The following is a 19,620-nucleotide window of genomic DNA, read 5'->3' on the forward strand; positions in this document are numbered from 1 at the left end:
ATGGACATTCAACCAACACTGCAAGCCCTCCAGGACACCTCTGTCGCCACCTTCATCCGAGAGTCGGGCTCGGCCTTTCCAGCCCTTGAGTCGGTGCATGTGATCGGCATCGCCCTGGTGTTCGGGACCATCGCCGTCGTGGATCTGCGGCTGCTTGGCGTTGCCTCCCATCGCCGCAGCGCGCTACGGCTGATACAAGATTTGCTGCCGTTCACCTGGGTCGCTTTCGTGGTTTGCGTGATCACCGGCCTGCTCATGTTCGCCGCCAATGCCACGACCTATGCCGAGAACACCGCGTTCTTGTGCAAGATGGGCCTGTTAATGCTGGCGGGGCTCAACATGGGGATATTCCACCTGGGCGTCTTTCGCCGCATTGCCGAATGGGACACGACGCTACCGCCTCCCGGCCAGGCGCGTGTCGCGGGGTTCAGTTCGTTGGCATTGTGGGCGGGCGTGGTATTCCTCGGCCGCTGGATCGCGTTTCTCTGATGGCTCGCCTATCGCCACGTTGGCATCACGCAAACAGCGCAATCAAGGTTGTGCGCCCGGTCTCTGGCCGATGGGAATCGCTGGCACTGCTGCTTGCGGCCCTGGCAGTCATTGCCAGCGTGGCGGGTTATATGATGCTGCGACCGCAGAAAGCCGGCCCACCGACACCCTTGAGCTGGCAGGTGCGTTCCTTCGATGGCCTGGGTGCGGTCGATCAGGCCATTCACAGCGCGCTGCTGCCTGCCGGCGAAGAAATCATCTGGTTCAACAACGATACCGGCGGCTGGATCACGCTGGAGCATGCCCAGAAGATTTTGCTGCCGCCCTTCTACCGTGACGCCTTCTGGAAGACCAATGGCGAGGTGCACTGGCAATTGATTCTGCCCGGCACCCACCAGCCCCATGCCGCTTCCGGCGACCAGCACGTCGACGCGCCTGTCACCCCGCCGGACCAGACCGCCAACAAGGTGTCGCAAGCCACCCAGGGCCAGGGCGCTACGGTCTATTACGGCTCCGCCGGCCGCGCGCCGGGCCAGAGCGCCTACCTGCTCGTCATCGGTCACGCGCATGCCGGTGTCATGTGGGCCAACCAGGCGACGATCTGGGTCCACCGCGACCCGAACGCGCCCTACCCTGGCATCGTCAAGCCCGAATCGCTGGTCGGCGATGGCTGGCGCCAGGTCATCCCTTACAACGGTGCCAGCGAAGTCGAACGCGTAAAAGGAACTCAGCCATGACCGTTTCTACGAAACACCGCGCACTGTGGCGCCGATGCATCGCGCTATTGCTGCTGATACCCGCCATCGCACTCGCCAGCCCGGCTCCCTCTTCGGGCAAGAAGCTCAAAATCGGCGTCACACTGCACCCCTACTACAGCTTCGTGGCAAATATCGTTGGAGATCGGGCGGAGGTCGTTGCGCTCATCCCGGCGCAGGCGAATCCGCACAACTACCAGCCGCAGCCCGATGACATCAGCCGCGCGATGAATATCGATGTTCTGGTCGTCAACGGCATCGGACACGATGAATGGGCCTTCCAGATCATCAAGGCCGCCGGCCGCGGGGCGACCCTGCCGATTATCCAGGCCAATGCCTCGGTTGCCCTCATTCCCATCGGCGGCGACCAGGGCGGCGCCAAGGTGGTCAATCCGCATACCTTCGTCTCCACCACGGCGGCGATACAACAGGTCTTCGAAATCACTCGCCGGTTGGGTGAGCTGGACCCGGACAACGCTGCGGCGTATCGACAAAACGCCCTGGCCTATGCCGCGCGGATCCGGGAACTACGGGCCCGCTTCATGACCCGCTTCGCCGAGCTGGATCTGTCTTCGTTCCGGTGCGCGACAACGCATGCCGGCTACGACTACCTGATGCAGGAGTTCGGCCTGTTCGTGAGTGCCGTCATTGAGCCGCGTCACGGCGTCGCGCCGACTGCGCGCCAGTTGGCCAACACCATCGACGCGATCAAGAAGGCCAATGTACGTGTGCTGTTCGCCGAGAAGAACTTCTCCATCGACCTGGCCAAGCCTATCGAGGCTGCCACCGGCGTGAAGGTATTCGCGCTGTCTCACATCACTGGCAATACCTACAGCCCGGACGAATTCGAGGTGGCAATGCGCGAAAACCTCGAGACCTTGGCCGAAGCCGTTGAGTTTACCCAGCGATGAAAGCGATGAAGGAGGAACCAGCGATGCGCGGCCCCGCCATAGTGTTCGATAACGTCTCCCTGCAACTGGGAGGTACGCAAGTGCTCGACGAGGTGAGCTTCCGGGTGGAAGCCGGTGCACTGCACTGCCTGGTAGGCCCGAACGGCGGCGGCAAGACCTCACTTGTGCGCTCGCTGCTGGGCCAGATGCCGCATTCGGGATCGGTCCGGTTCGAGGGCAAGGTCACGACACCGATGGGGTATGTCCCGCAATTTCCGGACTTCGACCGCAATGTGCCGATGACGGTCAACGATGTCATGGCCCTTCTCAGCCAACGCCGGCCGGCCTTCCTGGGCTCAAGCCGATCCGCCAGGGCGGCCAATGCCCAGGCCCTGGAACAGGTCAGGCGCATCGCGCAATCCATGACCGTTATCAACCGGCGAGTGCTGTTTCATGGCCCCCCCGACAAGGTCGCCCACCCGTTGGAATGTACCCAATGAGCGCCCTGTACGAATTGATTCGCAACCACCTCCAGGCGCTCGCCGCGAGTGGCCTCCTGCCGCAACCGTTCGAGTACGAGTTCGTGATCAATGCGTTGCTCTGCGCAGTACTCATCGGACCGCTGCTGGGTGTGCTGGGCTCGATGGTGATGATCAAGCGCATGGCGTTCTTCAGCCAGTCCGTCGGCAATGCGGCGATGACCGGCGTTGCCATTGGCGTGCTGATCGGTGAGTCCTACACCTCCCCCTACTTCTCAATGTTCGGTTTCTGCCTGCTGTTCGCACTGACGCTGAAGTACACGCAGCACCGCACCACGCTGGCCAATGACACGCTGATCGGCGTGTTCTTGTCCATCTCGCTGGCGGTCGGGGCTTCGCTGTTGCTGTTCGTGTCGGCGAAGATCAACACGCACGTGATGGAAAGCGTGCTGTTCGGTTCCATCCTGGCGGTCGACTACACCGACATGAACGTGCTGCTGGTCGTAACGGCAACGTGTGCTCTCCTCGGCCTGCCACTGTACAACGGCATGCTGTTGGCCAGCCTCAATCCGAGCCTGGCGCATGCTCGCGGCGTACGAGTGCGAAGCGTCGAGTACCTGTTTGTCGTACTGGTTACCCTGGTAACGGTAGCCTGCCTGAAGATCATCGGCGCAGTGCTCGTCGAAGCGCTTCTACTCATACCGGCAGCGGCCGCACGCAACATCAGCCGTTCACTCCCGGGGCTGGTCGCGCGCGCCATCCTGATTGCAACCTTTTCCTGCGTGGTCGGCATCCTGGCCCCCATGCAATTCCACATACCCGTGCCGACGGGCGGCGCAATCGTGATCGTCGCCGCCCTGGTGTTCATCGCCACCACCGTCATCCGCGCTACCGCGTCCCGGTTCAGAGGTGCCAGCGTATGAAATGGCTTTGCATGTCACCTCGACCCTGGCTAGCACTGCTGGCACTGCTGCTGGGCAGCCCGCTTTCTGCCTTTGCGGATGCCGGCAGGCAGCAGGTGCTTGTCGCACTGCCGGCGGTGTATGCACTCACCTCGGCACTCAGCGAAGGTACGACCGTCGAGGCCGTCCGTCTTCCGCCAGACGCTGCGACACCCATGGAAAGCCAGGCCAACGCGCTGTCGCGCCTGGAGGCCAGCGTGTTCCAGCAGGCCGCCGCCGTGGTCACCCTGGGCAGTCTCTGGCGCGCGGATCCGCTGTATGCGGCGGCACGTCGCCACAATCTGCGGATCGTCGAGATCGACGCCTCGCGTTCATGGGACACCATCAAGCCCGGCGTGGCCGTGACCCGCGTGCCATCGAACGACGTTCCCTGGGCCGCCGCGCGCGACGTCGATGGAGGCCCGTCGCCGTACGCCTGGCTCGGCCCCGTCAACGCCATGCGCATGTCGGCGCTGATCGCGGCCGACCTGGCACGCCTGTCCCCCTCCGATGCGCCTCGGATAGAGCGCAACCTCGCCACACTCGAAGGCAGATTGCGCCGGATCAAGGCCGACTACGGTGCCCGGCTGCTGGAAGTGCCGGATCTGCGCGTGCTGTCGCTGGCCAATGAGTTCATCTACCTGTTCGGCGAGTTCGGCATTTTTGTCGACGGCTGGTTCGTCCGGCAGGACATCGACTGGAGCGACGCCGACCGCGCCGCACTGACCCGATACCTGCGCGAGCGTGACATCCGCGTGGTGGTCCACAAGTGGGCACCGGACGCCAGGATCGCCAAGGCCATTCAGGACGGCGGCGCACGGTTGTTGATACTGGATGCGGGCAACCCGGGAATGCTCACCGACGCGGCCGGCGGGTACGACGCACTCCTGAGTTCGAACCTGGATGCCTTGCTGGCGGCCTTCGCGCCGACTGGCGCCAATACGAGCGGCGATCACAAATCGCCTCTCCAATGATCAACTGACCGTGGAGACCGAAGACCTTATGAAACCCCTGGGTTCAGCACCTCGGATACTGATGGCAGGCGCCCTTTTGTTCTGCCAGGCAGCCTTCGCCCATGCCCCCGTCCTCGACTGCTACATCGAGCACGATGACCTGGTGAAGTGCGAGGCGGGTTACACCGACGGCAGCTCCGCCGCTGGCAGAAAAATCCATGTCCAGGACACAAGCAACAAGCTGTTGCTCGAAGGAAGTCTCGGCCAGGACAACACCTTCACGTTCCAGCCCCCCGCCGGAAACTACTCCGTGGTGTTCCTCGGCGGAGACAACCATGACGCCACGATTCAGTCCTCCGACATTTCAAGGTGAAATCGACCATGCCGATCCAACGACGACTGCTCCAAACCCTTGCCGCTGCTACATTCGGCTGTTTGACCGGCGCAGCACAGGCCCATTTCCAGATGCTCTACCTTGAGGAAACGGCGCTGCCGCGCGCGGATAAACTGGAGTTCGCGCTAGTGTTCACACATCCCTTCTCCGGCGGCCCCACCATGGCCATGGATGAACCCCGCGCCTTCAGCCACATCGGTTCGCACGGCGGGGAAAAAATCGATCTGCGCCAATACTTGCGCCCTGTCCAGTGGCAGAGTCGCGATAACCAAGCGACCGCCTATCGTGCGTCGATTCCACGCGAGGTGGTGCGCTCACTGGGTGACCATATCTTCGTACTCGAACCCGAGCCCTACCTGGAAACCGAGGAAGGCGTCTACATCCAACAGTTCACCAAGCTGATCGTGAACGTAGGCGGAGTGCCCGGCAACTGGGCCGAGCCGCAGGGGTTGCCGGTTGAGATCCAGCCATTCAGCAAGCCTTATGCAAACTGGACGGGCGGAGTGTTCCGCGCCGTGGTGCTGGCCGACGGCAAGCCCGTTCCGTTCGCCGAGGTCGAAATCGAATACCTCAACCATGGCGTCGACATCGAGAAAAACGCCTTTGGCCAGCAAGAATATGTAACGGCACCTCAAGCCTCATTCAAAGCCCTGAGCACGTACACCGACTCCGCGGGCATCGTGACCATCGGCCTGCCCCGGGCCGGCTGGTGGGGCATCGCAGCGCTCGACATCGGTACAACGAAAACCCATAAGGGCAAACCCTTGTCGCAAGACGCAGTGCTGTGGGTGCAGGCCAGGGATATGAAATGAAAAACGCATAAAACACCCTCGCCTGACAGGCCTCACGAAAAGCGAGCCCCGCCCCCTCAGAAACGGATAGATATCGCCTCGAATCCGGATAGATGCACCGCACGGAAAGGCTTTCAATCGGGTTGTGCCTAAAACTACAAAAAGGGTGTACCTGATGAACAGCACTAGAAGCATTGCGCAGTGGCAAGATTACATTCAGGGTTGCCTGGATTTTCGGCCGGCCGAAGGTATTTACCGCGTCGCCCGTGACATGTTCACAGAGCCGGAGCTGTTCGACCTGGAGATGGAACTGATCTTCGAGAAGAACTGGATCTACGCCTGCCACGAGAGTGAAATCGCCAATCCCAATGATTTCCTGACGATGCGTGCGGGTCGTCAGCCGATGATCATCACCCGCGACGGGAGCAATCAGCTCCACGCGCTGATCAACGCTTGCCAGCACCGGGGCGCGACCCTGACTCGCGTCAGCAAAGGTAATCAATCTACCTTCACCTGTCCGTTCCACGCCTGGTGTTACAAAAGTGATGGCCGCCTGGTCAAGGTCAAGGCCCCGGGGGAATACCCGGAAGGTTTCGACAAGGCAACACGCGGCCTGAAGAAGGCCCGGATCGAGAGCTACAAGGGCTTCGTCTTTATCAGTCTGGACGTCAATGGCAGCGACTCGCTGGAAGACTACCTCGGCGATGCCAAAGTGTTCTTCGACATGATGGTCGCGCAGTCTCCGACCGGCGAACTGGAAGTACTGCCCGGCAAGTCGACCTATAGCTATGACGGCAACTGGAAACTGCAGCACGAAAACGGCCTGGATGGTTATCACGTCAGCACCGTGCACTACAACTACGTCTCCACGGTGCAGCATCGCCAGCAAGTCAATGCGGCCAAGGGCGGCGGTTCCGACACGCTGGACTACAGCAAGTTGGGCGCCGGCGATGCCGAAACCGACGACGGCTGGTTCTCGTTCAAGAATGGCCACAGCCTCTTGTTCAGTGACATGCCCAACCCGACTGTACGCGCCGGTTATGCCAGCGTGATGCCGCGTCTGGTGAAGGAGTACGGCCAGCAACAAGCCGAGTGGATGATGCACCGCCTACGCAACCTCAACATCTACCCAAGCCTGTTCTTCATGGATCAGATCAGCTCGCAGTTACGCATCGTACGCCCGGTGGCCTGGAACAAGACCGAGATCACCAGCCAGTGCATCGGCGTCAAGGGTGAGTCCGACGCGGATCGGGAAAACCGGATTCGCCAGTTCGAGGACTTCTTCAACGTTTCAGGCATGGGCACTCCCGACGACCTGGTGGAATTTCGCGAAGCACAGCGCGGATTCCAGGCCCGCCTCGAGCGCTGGAACGAAGTATCGCGCGGCAGTGAAAAGTGGGTCGAAGGCCCCACCGCGAACAGCGAGGTTCTGGGCATCAGCCCGGTACTGACCGGCACCGAGTTCACGCATGAGGGGCTCTACATCAATCAGCACGGATCCTGGCAGCGCTTCCTTCTGCAAGGTCTGGAACAAAAAGCCCTGAAGTTGAAGGAGGTGTGAAATGAGCGCACTACAACATTCCGTCGAACAATTTCTCTATCACAAAGCTGAACTGTGTGATCAGCAGGATTGGGACGCCTACATCGCCCTGTTTGATGAACAGAGCGAATTCCACCTGCCGCAATGGGAGTCGGAGCATGTGTACACCACCGATCCCAAGCGCGGCATGTCGCTGATTTACTACTCGAACCGCTCCGGTCTGGAAGACCGGGTATTTCGTCTGCGCACAGGCAAGTCGGCAGCGTCAAACCCGATGCCGCGCACCTTGCATCAAATCAGCAATGTGCGAATCAAGGAGATCGATAACGGCTTGCTTGAAGTCAAGGCCGCCTGGGTCACGCTCTACACCCGGCAAGGGTTGTCCGAGCAGTTCTACGGCCATGTGACCTACCATCTCAAAGCGGTGGCAGACAGCTGGAAGATCACCCGCAAGCACATCGTGCTGCTCAACGACACGATCAACTCAGTGCTTGATTTCTATCACCTGTGAACTGTGGGGCACGCTGTCATGAACCATAAAGTCGCTTTCAGCTTCGCAGATGGCAAGACCTCGTTCTTCGAGGTCAAACCAAACGAACTGCTGCTCGACGCCGCGCTACGCAATGGCGTAAACATCCCGCTGGACTGTCGCGAAGGTGTCTGTGGCACTTGCCAGGGTCGCTGCGAATCAGGCCAATTCACTCAAGACTACGTCGATGAAGAGGCATTGTCCGAGCAAGATCTGGCGCAACGCAAAATGCTCTCTTGCCAGACCCGCGTGCAATCGGATGCCTCGTTCTATTTCGACTTCGATTCGAGCTTGTGCAACGCTGGCGCAACCCGGTTACTGCAAACGGTGATCACCGGTGTAGAACAGGTTTCGGCCACCACGGCGATCCTCCATCTGGACGCTAGTTCCCACCAGCAGCAACTGGACTTTCTGCCGGGGCAATACGCTCGACTGCATGTACCGGGCACCAGTGAGTGGCGCTCCTACTCATTCGCCAACCGCCCCAATCCCACCAACCAATTGCAGTTTCTCATCAGGCTCCTGCCTGATGGCGTGATGAGCAACTTCATCCGTGAGCATTGCCGCCCTGGTCAAACACTCGAGCTCGAGGCCCCATTGGGGAGCTTTTATCTACGTCAGGTGACCAAGCCTCTGGTACTGGTGGCTGGAGGCACCGGCCTGTCGGCCTTCCTCGGGATGCTTGATAACATTGCAGAAAAAGGTGGCTGCGGGCACCCGATCCAGCTGTTCTATGGCGTCACGCAGGACAATGACCTGTGCGAAACTCAACGCCTGGCTGATTATCGCGACCGCATCGCCGACTTCGACTATCACCTTGTGGTTTCGAAACCCTCCGTGGATTGGCAAGGTAAAACCGGATGGATTCCTGACCACTTCGACCGTCAGTCGTTCGACGCCAACCCATTCGACATCTATCTGTGCGGTCCTCCGCCCATGGTCGACGCGATTAAAACCTGGTTCAACGATCAGAAGATCGAGCAGTTCCAGATGTATTACGAGAAGTTTATCGAAAGCAATTCCAAACATTGAGCAACAGGGAAATATCCGGAGAGGCATCCAGATATTTCCCTGTTTTTTTTATCGTCTGACTACGTCGCAGCCAATCTCCCTCCCTCAAAAAATCAACGATCAAAACGCTCAGCCAAATGACGCAACGCTTCGGCCTGAGCCTCAAAACAAGGCATCCAGTACCCGGTAATAGGTGATGCCAGCGGCAAGATAGAGCCGCTGCAAAGCATGAAACGGAATTTTGCGCAGCGGCGTGATCGGAAACGGGAAGTCCTCCGTTTCCCCCGACAGTTTCGCTGCCAGATGCCGGCCTAACACCGTCGACAGCGCAATGCCGCGCCCGTTGTAGCCGAGCAAGATCGACAACCCGGCGGCGGGCTCATGAACATGCGGAAGAAAGCTCTGAGTCAGAGCAACCCGACCACTCCACCGATACTCGACAGGGACATCCAGCAGTTGCGGGAACAGCGCATTCAGCGAACGTTCCAGGTGTCCCCAGTCACTCTGTCGGGAAGGCTCCGAGAATGGCCCCCGCCCTCCCAGAAGCAAACGGCCTTGTGCATCTTGCTTGAAATAGAGCAGCAAGCGTCGTGAGTCCGAACAGACCTCGCCACCGGGCAGGATGGTCTTGCGTATCGCCTGCGGCAGCGGACGGGTGGCAATGATGAAGCTATTGGCCGCGACGACGGTTTGGCGCAAACCGGGCCACAGGTCGTCGGTATAACCATCGGTGGCCAACAACACCCGCTGCGCATTGATCTTGAATCCTTGCGCAGTGGACACATTCCAGCCTGATCGTTGCCGCTGCAGCCCCGTGACACGACTGTGACCGTGAATCATCGCACCCAGCCCTATTGCAGCCCTCGCCAGGCCACGGGCATAACTCAAGGGGTGCAAGCTGCCAGCCCGCGGGTCGACCCAGCCACCCAGGTAATTCTCGGTACCAATACGTTGACTCACGGCTGCCCGGTCCAGCAGCTCCACATTGACTCCCCGTCCTTGCCATTGCGCGGCACGTTGCTCGATGGCCTTCATCGCGGTTGCTGAGCAGGCCGGTTGAATCCAGCCTTTTCGGGTCGCATCACACTCAATGCTGTACTGGCGAATCAACGAAAACACTTCGTCAGCGGCTGAACCGGCAGCGCCGATCATCGCTTCGGCACGGGCCGGACCGAACTTGGCATGCAGTTGCTCCGGGTCGAACTTCAGCCCTGGAATCACCTGTCCGCCGTTACGCCCCGAGGCCCCCCAGCCGGGCTCGCCAGCATCCAGCACACAGACGCTGACACCCGCTTCGGCCAATCGCAAAGCAGTCACCAGACCGGTGTAGCCGGCACCGACGATGGCTACGTCCACTTGTTTGTCTTCGGCCAGTGCCGGCGTTTCCACCGCCGGTGTTGCCGTCGCTGCCCAGAGAGAGGCTGGCAGTTGAGGCGCGAAAGGTGCATTCATGCCTGCACCTCCCCGCTGTGATTGAGCAGTCGGCGGAGAAAGTCCTGTGTGCGCGGATGCGTCGGGGTACTGAGCACCTCCCCGGCCGGGCCTGACTCGACGATCTTGCCGCTGTGAAGAAAACATACCTTGTCGGCTACGTCTCGAGCGAAAGCCATCTCGTGTGTCACCACGATCATCGTCATGCCCTCATCAGCGAGTTTGCGCATCACCGCCAACACTTCGCCGACCAGCTCCGGGTCGAGCGCCGAGGTTGGTTCGTCGAAGAGAATCGCCTGAGGGTTCATCGCCAACGCTCTGGCAATGGCGACACGTTGCTGCTGACCACCGGACAGTTCGTCCGGGTAGGCATTCATCCGATGGGACAAACCGACCTTTTCCATCAGCGCCTCAGCGTTCTTGCGAGCGGTCTGGGGGTTCTCCTTCTTTACGTAGATCGGCCCTTCCATGACATTTTCCAGGGCTGTGCGGTGCGGGAACAGATTGAAGCGCTGAAAGACCATCGCCACCCGGCTGCGAATGCCGTGAATGCTCCTGTTGTGGCGATCAACACGTTCACTGCTGACCAGGATGTCGCCCTGATCGTAACTTTCCAGGCCGTTGATGCAGCGCAGCAACGTCGACTTCCCGGACCCCGAGGGGCCGATCAGGCAGACCACCTCGCCGTTTCGAACATGCAAGTCGATGCCTTCGAGGACCGCCACGCTGCCGTAACTCTTGTGAATGCCCTTGATCTCGATCATGACGTTCTCCGGGTGCTGAAGCGTGCTTCCAGACGACGCAGCGCAAAGGACAGTGGCAGGCTCATCGCAAGGTAGAGCAATGCCACCAGGGTGTAGACCGTCATGTTCTCGAAGGTCGAGGAGGCGATCAGCTGACCCGCGCGCGTCATCTCGGCCACGGTGATGGTCGATACCAGCGAGGAGTCCTTGAGCATCATGACCAGCGTATTGCCATAAGGCGGCAACGCAATGCGGAATGCCTGGGGCAACACCACCCGCCGCATCACCATCGCACCGCGCATACCCAGGGATTCCGCGGCCTCGATCTGCCCTTGCTGAATGGCCTGGATACCGGCCCGAAAGTTCTCTGCCTGATACGCCGAATACGCGATCCCCAGGCCAATGACACCGGCCTGCATCGCCGTCAGCTGGATGCCGAATTCGGGCAGGACGAAATAGATATAAAACAGCTGCACGATAATCGGCAGACCACGAATGATGTTCACCACGCTAATGGCGAACAAGGCGATCGTGCGTATTTTCGAGACCATCATCAGGGCGAACAGCAGCCCGATCAGCGAGCTGAGCACGAACGAGCCCGCCGTGACTTGAAGAGTGACCACCGCCCCCTTGAGCAGAATGGGGAGGAAGTCCAAAGCATTCTGGAGAATCATAAGGCTACCCACGAAACCAGGAGTGGAACGGCCCGTCGCGAAGGACGGGCGCCGAGACCGTCAGTTGAGTTTCCACTTCTCGATGATGTGTTCGAGCGAACCATCAGCCTTGATCGCAGCAATGCCTTTGTTGACCTGCGCAAGTGTTGCGCTGTCACCCTTGCGCACGATCAGGCAAACGTCACCCATCACCACTGGCTGATAGCTCTGTACCAGATGCACTTTATTCTGCGTGCCCTGAGCCAGTTGGTAGGCGACGATCGGGCGATCGGCAAAGCCTGCCTTGATACGGCCAAGCGCCAGGTCACGCATCAGGTCAGGAATCGAGTCATAACCACGCACTTCCTTGAAGACGCCACGCTTGTTCAACTCATCGATGAACACGGTGCCAACCTGGGCGCCTACCACTTCGCCGGCAAAGTCCTCCATCCGGGTGTAGGGCGTTTGATCGTCGACCCTGACGATCAGACCTTCGCCATAACTGAATACCGGATCGGAATACTGCACCACCTTTTCCCGCGCCGGAGTCCTGAGCATCGCGGCGGAAATAATGTCGATCTTCTGCGAGGTCAGTGACGGAATCAGCGAAGCGAAGGTGGTCTGCTGGATCTCCACCTCGAAGCCGCCCGCCTTGGCCACCGCCTGAGCGGCATCGACCATCATGCCCTGGATACTCTGGCTTTTGACGTCGAGAAAGGTGAAGGGAATACCGGTTGCGGTTGCGCCGACCTTGTAGGCAGGCTCGGCGGTCGCATTGGCTGAAGCAATGCCGGTAGTGAGGGCACAAACGAACGCGAGTGCACGAAAACGAGTAAGCATGGCGTATCTCCCATTGGACGTTTTTATTGTCTTAAGTCCGGTATGGATTGCCCCAGTGGATGGCAGTGGGCTCAAAACAACTATAAACGCTTTACAAAAATCGTAAAGAGATTTATTAATATCGAATATCGATATGTAAGAAGCAAAACAAAAGGATCTGCCATGAGCGATAACACTCATCCCCTGTTCAATCAGTCATTGGAAAAAGGCCTGGCGGTGCTGCGGGCCTTCAACGCATCCCGGCGCACGATGAATCTGGCGGATATCGCGCAAGCGGCAGAGATCAACAAAAGCTCCGCGCAACGCATGATCCACACCCTGGAGGAGCTCGGTTATGTGCGCAAACATCCGCAGACCAAACGCTTCCAGCTGACCCCGAAGGTCATGGAGATCGGCTACAACTACCTGGCCGCGGACACGCTGGTTGACGTGGCCAACCCGTTCCTTGCCGAGCTGGCGCAGGCCACCGGGGAAACGACCAACCTGACCGAGCCCGATGGGCTGGACATGGTTTATGTTGCACGGTTCGTAGCACCAAAATTCATCCCCATCCACATGCCCATCGGCAGCCGCATACCGATGTACTGCACCGGCTCCGGGCGGGCTTATCTCAGTGCTCTGCCAGACAACGAACCCCTCGCGGCACTGGAGGCCAGCGAGCGCAAACAGCACACCCAGTACACCCTGACCGCGATAGACGACATCCTCGAACAAATCGAGGCCACGCGGCGCAAGGGGTACGCCATCAATAAAGAGGAACTGTTTCTCGGCGATATGACGATCGCCTCCCCTATCATTGGCAGCCAAGGCCTGCCGGTCGCCGCGGTGCATGTAGTGGTGCCGACCAGTCGCTGGACCATGGAGGAAGCCGAGCGCAAACTGGCCCCCGCAGTGATCGAATGCGCACGCGCGATACGGACCTCGATAAGGACCCTCTAGCCGGCCCTCTCTTCGCGCGCAGCCCGGCAGAATCTCCTGTGCAATCAACGCCCTCCTGAGAACCTTATTCAGGACGGGGCACAGGAACGAAAAAAGAGGCAAAAGCCTCTTTTTTCAATGCAGACAACAAAATAACGCGCAAATCATGGAGAGTTTCTCATCATGGACGAAGCCATTACTTACCGAACCGCAACGGTAGAAGACGCATTGAGCATGTGTGAGTTGGGACAACTGCTTAACACGGTGCACCACGCTGCCCGTCCCGATATCTACGCAGCTGCCACCCAAGACTTTTCGCGCGACCTTCCTCATTGGTCAGGTCTTTTCGAGAAACCGGGTCATGTTGTATTTATCGCAAATGTCGGTCACCAGGCTGCGGCGTTCATTACCGCCAGCCTGTCGGCAAGCTCCGGGCCGCTGATGCAACCGCTGAATGTTGTTCGTATCGGATCGGTATGTGTAGCCGAGCAATTTTGGGGAAAAGGTATTGGACGCAGGCTTATTCAACTTGTTAAAAACTGGGCAATCGAAAATGACGCCCAGGACTTGAGGTTGTCTGTCTGGCCGTTCAATGCGCGTGCCGCGCGCATGTACACAGAGTTCGGGTTTGAAACTCGTGCCTTCGAGATGGGAATGCGTTTGTAAAGGTGAAAAGAGGTTCGAACCATTCCTGCACGATAAATCGTGACAGACAACTATCGGCCATCAAGCGCCTTTTGAACTTCCCCACCTGAGGAGTGCATCAACGTAACGCGAGCCCCCCAAGCGCTAAGCGCTGAGCTGCTTGAGCCAGTCCAGGCTCGCAACGGTAGTGTCGCAAGGACGGTATTCACACCCGATCCATCCCGGGTAACCATACTGTTCCAGCGCCGCGAACAAGGCAGCAAAGTTGATGCTGCCCGTTCCCGGTTCGTGACGGCCCGGGCAGTCCGCAATTTGCACATGGACGGTTCGATTATAAAATCGAGCCAGAACACCTGCTGCGTCTCCGGTCAAAAGCTGGGCATGGTAAAGATCGAGAATCAGCCCAATACTCGGGAAGGTCTCCAGCACCTGTTGCGCCTTACTGAAGTCAGACATGTAGTAGCCCGGCATTTCCTTCGAACTGATCACTTCGATCAGGGGCCGCAACCCCTGATCTTCGAAGTATTTGACTGCATATTCCAGGTTGCTCCCGAAGCTGAGTGCAGCCTCACCCTGCGTCGTAATTCCAGACATGATGTGGACATCCGAACAAGCCAGCACCTTTGCATAACGGGCGGCCTGGACCAAACCAGCACGAAACTCTTCTTCCTTGCCTTGCAGGGCAGCAATGCCTTTGGTGACACCCGCCGGTGCGGCGAACTGAATCAGAGGAAGCGCGTATTGAGCCAAGTGGTCGGCCAGGAGACTGGCGTCGAACTCATAGGGCGACGGAAACTCCACCGCCCGAAATCCAGCGGCAGCGGCAGCTTCGATGCGTTGCAGAAAAGGCAATTCGTTGAATTGAAAACCGAGATGAGCATTGAACTTGAGCATTGGGCAAACATCCATCCTGGAAAGAAATGAAATCATCAGCCTGGAACATCCTTCGCCGAAAAGCGCCACCGCCAGCGTTAAAGCGATAGCCAGCGGGTTATGACGCTCTCAAGAAGGCGGCAGTGAAGTAATTGCGCGCATGCTAGCGAGCCATCACCATCACGAAAAATATTATGTTGTGATGATTCTCATCACAAATTGTTATTCTCTGGTTTTCGATCCGAGTATGTCCGGCATGAATCTCAAAGCCCTGAAGTGCTGCGTAGAAGTTGCGCGGCAAGGCAGCTTCACCAAAGCCGCTCAAAGCCTGCATATCGCCCAGCCAGCGTTGAGTATGGCCGTCACTCGCCTGGAGGAAGAACTGGGCGTTACGCTCTTCAACCGCGCGGCACGGCAAATCACCGTTACGGCTGAAGGACAAGTCTTTCTTGCGCGCGTGGAAGTCGCCTTGCTGGAACTGGACATGGCGCGTCAGGAACTACGGGATATGGCGCAGTTGCACAGCGGTGAAATTCGGCTGGGTGTGCCGCCGATGTTCGGGATCAATTACATTCCGCAGGTGCTCAACGCCTTTGGTAAGAAGTATCCCGGCATCGAGATGACGGTGATCGAAGGCAGCGCGGATGACATCAGCCAGCGCCTGGAAAACCGTGAAATCGACGTCGCGCTGCTGGAGTCCCGCCGAGTCGAAAGTGGATGGGGCTCAGTGCTGCTAGGGACGGACGAGATGGTGCTCTGCATGAACGAAAACCATCCACTTGCGGGCAAAGCCTTTATCGAAGCCCGACAATTGCAGGATGAGCATATGGTGCTGTTTGATCAAACATTCCTGCAACGCCATCTGTTCGACGCCTTCTGCGAGGCTTCCGGTACCCGCTACCGAATCGCGCTGCAAAGCAATTTCGTCTCCCTGGTCATCAAGGCAACGCTGGATGGCATGGGCATTTCGACACTGCTGCGTTCCGTTCAAGAGTGCGAGCCTGGTATTTTGGGTGTTCCGTTCAAACCGGCGCAGACCATGAGTTTCAGCTTGTGCTGGCGAGCGAACGAATACTTGTCGGTTGCCAACAAGCAGTTCGTTGAGTTTGCTCAAACGGCTGGTTTCTTCAGTCAAACACAGGGCTAAACCGAATCGGGTTTTCCGGGGAGACCCGCCACCGACTGCTGCCCCTGCTTCCCCCCGACTCCAGCTAACTCCCAAGAATTGCGTTATCAAGCGGGGCTTTTCGACCGTCCGAATTAGCGCTATTGTTATATTTACTACAAAATAAATAGCGAACTCTACATGGAAAATTGGCTCGCATTGATTCTTGGCTTACCCACAGCGAATGCCACCGAGCGCATGCGCGCCTGGCGTGCCCTAAAAGCTTCCGGGGCTGCGGTTTTGCGTGATGGTGCCTACCTGCTGCCGGATACCAGTGCCTGTCGTGAGGCGCTAGCCTCAGTTGAGCGGGACATTCTGGCCATCAATGGAACCGCCTATGTCTTGCCTGTGGTAGATCCAAACGGTGAACGGTTTATAGGGTTGTTCGACCGCAGCGAGGACTACAACAAGCTTCGCGCTGACATCGAAGAGTGCCGGGGACAACTCACGACCGAAAATGCGCTGTCCACCACCAAGCAGATTCGCAAGCTGCGCAAAGGCTACGAGCAACTGAGCAGCATCGATTACTTTCCAGGCAAGCCGAAGCAGCAGATTGACGCAGCATTGCAGGAGCTTGAGACCGCAGTCAGCCGAGCGCTGTCTGCGGATGAGCCACACAGCTGCAACCAACCAATAACGGCACTCAATCGTGCTGACTATCAGGGTCGTGTTTGGGCAACTCGCAAACGCCCTTGGGTTGATCGCTTGGCTTGTGCCTGGTTGATCCGCCGTTTCATTGCCCCCAACGCTCAGATCCTCTGGCTGGACACTCCGCAGGAATGTCCCGCTGATGCGCTGGGCTTCGATTTCGACGAGGCGACTTTCAGTCACGTGGGCAACCGGGTGACTTTCGAAACTTTGCAAGCCAGCTTTGAACTTCAAGAGCCCGGCCTAAACCGTATCGCGGCGTTGGTGCATTACCTCGATGTTGGAGGTATTCAGCCGGTTGAGGCTGCCGGTGTTGAGCGTGTGCTGGCAGGACTGCGCGAAACCATTACCCACGACGACCATTTGCTGGCTGCTGCGAGCGCTATTTTCGACGGCCTGCTCGCCGGGTTTGTGAAAGAGGAACACCCCAATGAGTAAGGTTTTGCCACCAATGGTTGAAAAAGAGCTGTCGAGGCCGGAGGCGATCAGTCTTCGTGAGGCGTTCTGGTTCTGGTTGAAACTCGGCTTCATCAGTTTCGGCGGGCCTGCGGGACAGATCTCGATCATGCACCAGGAATTGGTAGAGCGGCGGCGCTGGATATCCGAGCGCAGATTCCTGCATGCCCTCAACTACTGCATGTTGCTGCCTGGGCCAGAGGCTCAGCAGCTGGCGACCTACATCGGTTGGCTGATGCATCGAACCTGGGGAGGAGTGATTGCCGGGGGGCTGTTTGTACTCCCCTCACTGTTCATCCTGATCGTACTGTCCTGGCTTTACATCGCGTTCGGTGAAGTCCCCGTGGTGGCGGGTCTCTTCTATGGCATCAAGCCCGCCGTGACGGCCATTGTGGTGCAGGCGGCCCACCGGATCGGCTCACGTGCATTGAAGAACAATTGGCTGTGGGCGATAGCGGCGGCGTCATTTACCGCCATCTTCGCGTTCAACGTGCCGTTCCCGTTGATCGTTCTGGGTGCCGCCTTGATCGGTTATGTCGGTGGACGCCTGGCTCCGGAGAAGTTCAGAGCCGGGGGCCATAGCGCCGCCAAAAAGTCCTTCGGCCCGGCTTTGATCGATGATGACACCCCGTCCCCCGAGCATGCCCGGTTCAGCTGGTCGAAACTGACGCTGCTGGCACTCATCGGCGCCGCGCTATGGGCAATGCCGATGGGGATCCTGACCACCCTCTTTGGCTGGCACGGCACCCTGACCCAGATGGCCTGGTTCTTCACCAAGGCGGCGTTGTTGACCTTTGGTGGGGCCTACGCGGTACTCCCCTATGTCTACCAGGGCGCGGTCGGTCACTATGGCTGGCTGACCCCGACACAGATGATCGACGGGCTGGCTCTGGGGGAAACCACCCCGGGACCGCTGATCATGGTGGTAGCCTTCGTCGGTTTTGTCGGCGCCTACGTCTCGCAAGTGTTCGGGGCCGATCAGGTATTTCTGGCTGGGGCCGTCGCCGCCTCTCTGGTGACCTGGTTCACCTTCCTGCCTTCGTTCCTGTTCATCCTCGCGGGTGGCCCGCTGGTGGAGTCGACCCACAACGAACTCAAGTTCACGGCACCACTGACCGCGATTACAGCGGCGGTGGTTGGAGTGATCCTCAATCTGGCGTGTTTCTTTGGCTACCACGTGCTGTGGCCAAAGGGCTTCAGCGGTAACCTCGACTGGCCCTCTGCACTCATCGCCATTGCAGCGGCGATTGCCTTGTTCCGCTTCAAACGGGGCGTCATTCAGGTGCTGATGGCCTGCGCCCTCGTCGGCTTGGCCGTGCATCTGTTGCGGTAAAAGCACGAGTCAGTCAGGTAACAGTCTTTGGCGGGCACCGGGCCCGCCACATCACCCAGCCTACAGAGCTAGGCAGGAGGTGTTCCATGAGGTGGATTACCCGTGAACGACCCAAGATTGACCGCATTGCCTGTCCCTGGCTGATCACTCGTTTTATCGATCCCCAGCCCGAGTTTTTATACGTGCCCAGCGGAGATGTACTGCGGATTGCAGCCGAGACAGACGCAGCGCCCTACGATATTCCCGGCGTCGAGCTGACGCATGAGGGCGAGCTGTGCAGCTTCGACGCGTTTCTGAAGAAGTACCAGCTCAGTGAGCCCGCCTTGCAGCAGCTGGCCAAGATCGTACGCGGCGCAGATACCTCGCGCCTGGACCTGACGCCGCAATCAGCGGGGTTGTACGCAATCTCGTTGGGACTGTCGCAGCGTTTTACCGATGACCATGAAATGCTCGCGCACGGTCTGATTATGTATGACGCACTCTATGCCTGGTGCAAGGAATGCCAAGGTGAATCGCATAACTGGCCTCCGCAGATGTGAAGAGGTCCGTTTGCGCAGAAGCCCAGACCAGAGCTGGGCTTTTTTACATTAGTGGCAGTGGTAGTCATTCATTTTGTGGAAGAATTGCGATAGCAGGCTGACTGTTTGTTGATAAGAAAGGCTTGCCTCTTTGAGTCTACAGACGAGTTTTTTCAATCAAATCAAGACCATATCCACACGAGCAAATCGGATCCAAAATAGTTTATAAACTTCAATGCAACTCATTGTTATAAAAGACTTTTTTAGAAAAATTCGCTAATTTTTTTCAAGTACTAGCCGATGGACTCTTAAAGGAACCAAGGAGCAATCGGAATGAGAAATAATCAGCCTGTTACGCAGCGTGAGATTTCACTCGCACCTCAGCAGAAACTCATCTCGACGACAAATGATCGAGGAGTTATTACGTACTGCAATGACGCCTTCGTAGAGATCAGTGGTTTTGATAGAGCCGATCTGATTGGCGCCCCCCAAAATATCGTCCGCCATCCTGACGTCCCATCTGCCGTATTTGCCCATATGTGGGGTGCTCTCAAGCAAGGCCGCCCGTGGATGGGTATCGTCAAGAACCGCTCTAGAAATGGCGATCACTACTGGGTCAACGCGT

22 protein-coding genes and 1 pseudogene are annotated in these 19,620 nt (G+C 58.4%); 18 read left to right on the plus strand and 5 right to left on the minus strand.

Features of this window, described 5'->3' with window-relative positions:
* From PMI21_RS25590 to antC, 11 genes are all read left to right on the plus strand, one after another.
* Complete coding sequence (locus PMI21_RS25590; protein ID WP_007933831.1) at positions 1-489, plus strand: DUF6644 family protein; 489 nt, start codon at positions 1-3, stop codon at positions 487-489.
* Entirely contained in the window at positions 489-1,226 is a 738-nt protein-coding gene (locus PMI21_RS25585; protein ID WP_007933832.1) for a DUF6162 family protein, read from the plus strand. The genes PMI21_RS25590 and PMI21_RS25585 overlap by 1 nt, the downstream gene beginning before the upstream one ends.
* Entirely contained in the window at positions 1,223-2,155 is a 933-nt protein-coding gene (locus PMI21_RS25580) for a metal ABC transporter solute-binding protein, Zn/Mn family (protein WP_007933839.1), read from the plus strand. Before PMI21_RS25585 ends, PMI21_RS25580 begins: the two co-directional genes overlap by 4 nt.
* Positions 2,152-2,634 carry an ATP-binding cassette domain-containing protein gene (locus PMI21_RS25575; protein ID WP_033063788.1) on the plus strand — a complete coding sequence of 161 codons (483 nt, stop codon included), beginning with the start codon at positions 2,152-2,154 and terminating at the stop codon, positions 2,632-2,634. Before PMI21_RS25580 ends, PMI21_RS25575 begins: the two co-directional genes overlap by 4 nt.
* On the plus strand, positions 2,631-3,536 hold the full coding sequence (locus PMI21_RS25570) for a metal ABC transporter permease (protein WP_007933845.1): 906 nt from the start codon (positions 2,631-2,633) through the stop codon (positions 3,534-3,536). The genes PMI21_RS25575 and PMI21_RS25570 overlap by 4 nt, the downstream gene beginning before the upstream one ends.
* Positions 3,533-4,528: a metal ABC transporter substrate-binding protein gene (locus PMI21_RS25565; protein WP_007933847.1), complete on the plus strand. Its 996-nt coding sequence runs from the start codon at positions 3,533-3,535 to the stop codon at positions 4,526-4,528. The genes PMI21_RS25570 and PMI21_RS25565 overlap by 4 nt, the downstream gene beginning before the upstream one ends.
* A gap of 61 nt (positions 4,529-4,589) precedes the next feature.
* Entirely contained in the window at positions 4,590-4,880 is a 291-nt protein-coding gene (locus PMI21_RS25560; protein ID WP_007933850.1) for a hypothetical protein, read from the plus strand.
* Positions 4,881-4,888: 8 nt separating this feature from the next.
* Complete coding sequence (locus PMI21_RS25555; protein ID WP_007933851.1) at positions 4,889-5,713, plus strand: DUF4198 domain-containing protein; 825 nt, start codon at positions 4,889-4,891, stop codon at positions 5,711-5,713.
* Between the two features lie 154 nt (positions 5,714-5,867).
* The gene (gene antA, locus PMI21_RS25550) at positions 5,868-7,253 is read left to right on the plus strand and encodes an anthranilate 1,2-dioxygenase large subunit (protein ID WP_007933852.1); all 1,386 of its coding nucleotides are present in this window, start codon (positions 5,868-5,870) and stop codon (positions 7,251-7,253) included.
* A gap of 1 nt (position 7,254) precedes the next feature.
* Positions 7,255-7,743: an anthranilate 1,2-dioxygenase small subunit gene (gene antB, locus PMI21_RS25545; RefSeq protein WP_007933853.1), complete on the plus strand. Its 489-nt coding sequence runs from the start codon at positions 7,255-7,257 to the stop codon at positions 7,741-7,743.
* 18 nt (positions 7,744-7,761) lie between these two features.
* Positions 7,762-8,793 (plus strand): anthranilate 1,2-dioxygenase electron transfer component AntC, encoded by a 1,032-nt coding sequence (gene antC / locus PMI21_RS25540; RefSeq protein ID WP_007933854.1) that lies wholly within the window; start codon positions 7,762-7,764, stop codon positions 8,791-8,793.
* A gap of 141 nt (positions 8,794-8,934) precedes the next feature.
* Here antC and PMI21_RS25535 read toward each other — a convergent pair whose 3' ends face one another.
* From PMI21_RS25535 to PMI21_RS25520, 4 genes are read right to left on the minus strand one after another with little or no spacing between them, the layout of a single operon-like run.
* A complete protein-coding gene (locus tag PMI21_RS25535; RefSeq protein WP_007933855.1) occupies positions 8,935-10,224 on the minus strand; it encodes an NAD(P)/FAD-dependent oxidoreductase in 1,290 nt (429 codons plus the stop codon).
* Positions 10,221-10,967, minus strand: coding sequence for an amino acid ABC transporter ATP-binding protein (locus PMI21_RS25530; protein WP_007933856.1), 747 nt, complete (start codon positions 10,965-10,967; stop codon positions 10,221-10,223). Before PMI21_RS25530 ends, PMI21_RS25535 begins: the two co-directional genes overlap by 4 nt.
* Positions 10,964-11,620, minus strand: a complete 657-nt coding sequence (locus PMI21_RS25525; RefSeq protein ID WP_007933857.1) for an amino acid ABC transporter permease — start codon at positions 11,618-11,620, stop codon at positions 10,964-10,966. The genes PMI21_RS25530 and PMI21_RS25525 overlap by 4 nt, the downstream gene beginning before the upstream one ends.
* A 60-nt stretch (positions 11,621-11,680) precedes the next feature.
* Entirely contained in the window at positions 11,681-12,439 is a 759-nt protein-coding gene (locus PMI21_RS25520) for an ABC transporter substrate-binding protein (protein WP_007933858.1), read from the minus strand.
* Positions 12,440-12,601: 162 nt separating this feature from the next.
* On the opposite strand from PMI21_RS25520, the gene PMI21_RS25515 reads away from it, so the two are divergent.
* Positions 12,602-13,378 carry an IclR family transcriptional regulator gene (locus PMI21_RS25515; RefSeq protein WP_007933859.1) on the plus strand — a complete coding sequence of 259 codons (777 nt, stop codon included), beginning with the start codon at positions 12,602-12,604 and terminating at the stop codon, positions 13,376-13,378.
* A gap of 162 nt (positions 13,379-13,540) precedes the next feature.
* A complete protein-coding gene (locus tag PMI21_RS25510) occupies positions 13,541-14,023 on the plus strand; it encodes a GNAT family N-acetyltransferase (protein ID WP_007933860.1) in 483 nt (160 codons plus the stop codon).
* Positions 14,024-14,146: 123 nt separating this feature from the next.
* Here the strand turns inward: PMI21_RS25510 and PMI21_RS25505 are convergent, their stop codons facing one another.
* On the minus strand, positions 14,147-14,896 hold the full coding sequence (locus PMI21_RS25505; RefSeq protein WP_007933861.1) for a hydroxypyruvate isomerase family protein: 750 nt from the start codon (positions 14,894-14,896) through the stop codon (positions 14,147-14,149).
* A 235-nt stretch (positions 14,897-15,131) separates the two neighbouring features.
* Between PMI21_RS25505 and PMI21_RS25500 the strand changes: the two genes are divergently transcribed.
* From PMI21_RS25500 to PMI21_RS30120, 5 genes and pseudogenes are all read left to right on the plus strand, one after another.
* Complete coding sequence (locus PMI21_RS25500; protein WP_007933862.1) at positions 15,132-16,022, plus strand: LysR family transcriptional regulator; 891 nt, start codon at positions 15,132-15,134, stop codon at positions 16,020-16,022.
* Between the two features lie 159 nt (positions 16,023-16,181).
* Positions 16,182-17,126: a chromate resistance protein ChrB domain-containing protein gene (locus tag PMI21_RS25495; RefSeq protein WP_007933863.1), complete on the plus strand. Its 945-nt coding sequence runs from the start codon at positions 16,182-16,184 to the stop codon at positions 17,124-17,126.
* On the plus strand, positions 17,119-18,477 hold the full coding sequence (gene chrA, locus PMI21_RS25490) for a chromate efflux transporter (RefSeq protein ID WP_007933865.1): 1,359 nt from the start codon (positions 17,119-17,121) through the stop codon (positions 18,475-18,477). Before PMI21_RS25495 ends, chrA begins: the two co-directional genes overlap by 8 nt.
* Positions 18,478-18,563: 86 nt before the next feature.
* Positions 18,564-19,016 (plus strand): chromate resistance protein ChrB domain-containing protein, encoded by a 453-nt coding sequence (locus PMI21_RS25485; RefSeq protein ID WP_007933867.1) that lies wholly within the window; start codon positions 18,564-18,566, stop codon positions 19,014-19,016.
* Between the two features lie 312 nt (positions 19,017-19,328).
* Positions 19,329-19,604, plus strand: a pseudogene (locus PMI21_RS30120) (PAS domain-containing protein); the annotation flags it as partial.
* Between the last annotated feature and the right edge of the window lie 16 nt (positions 19,605-19,620).

Origin of the sequence: Pseudomonas sp. GM18, assembly GCF_000282195.1 — a bacterium.
GTDB lineage: Bacteria > Pseudomonadota > Gammaproteobacteria > Pseudomonadales > Pseudomonadaceae > Aquipseudomonas.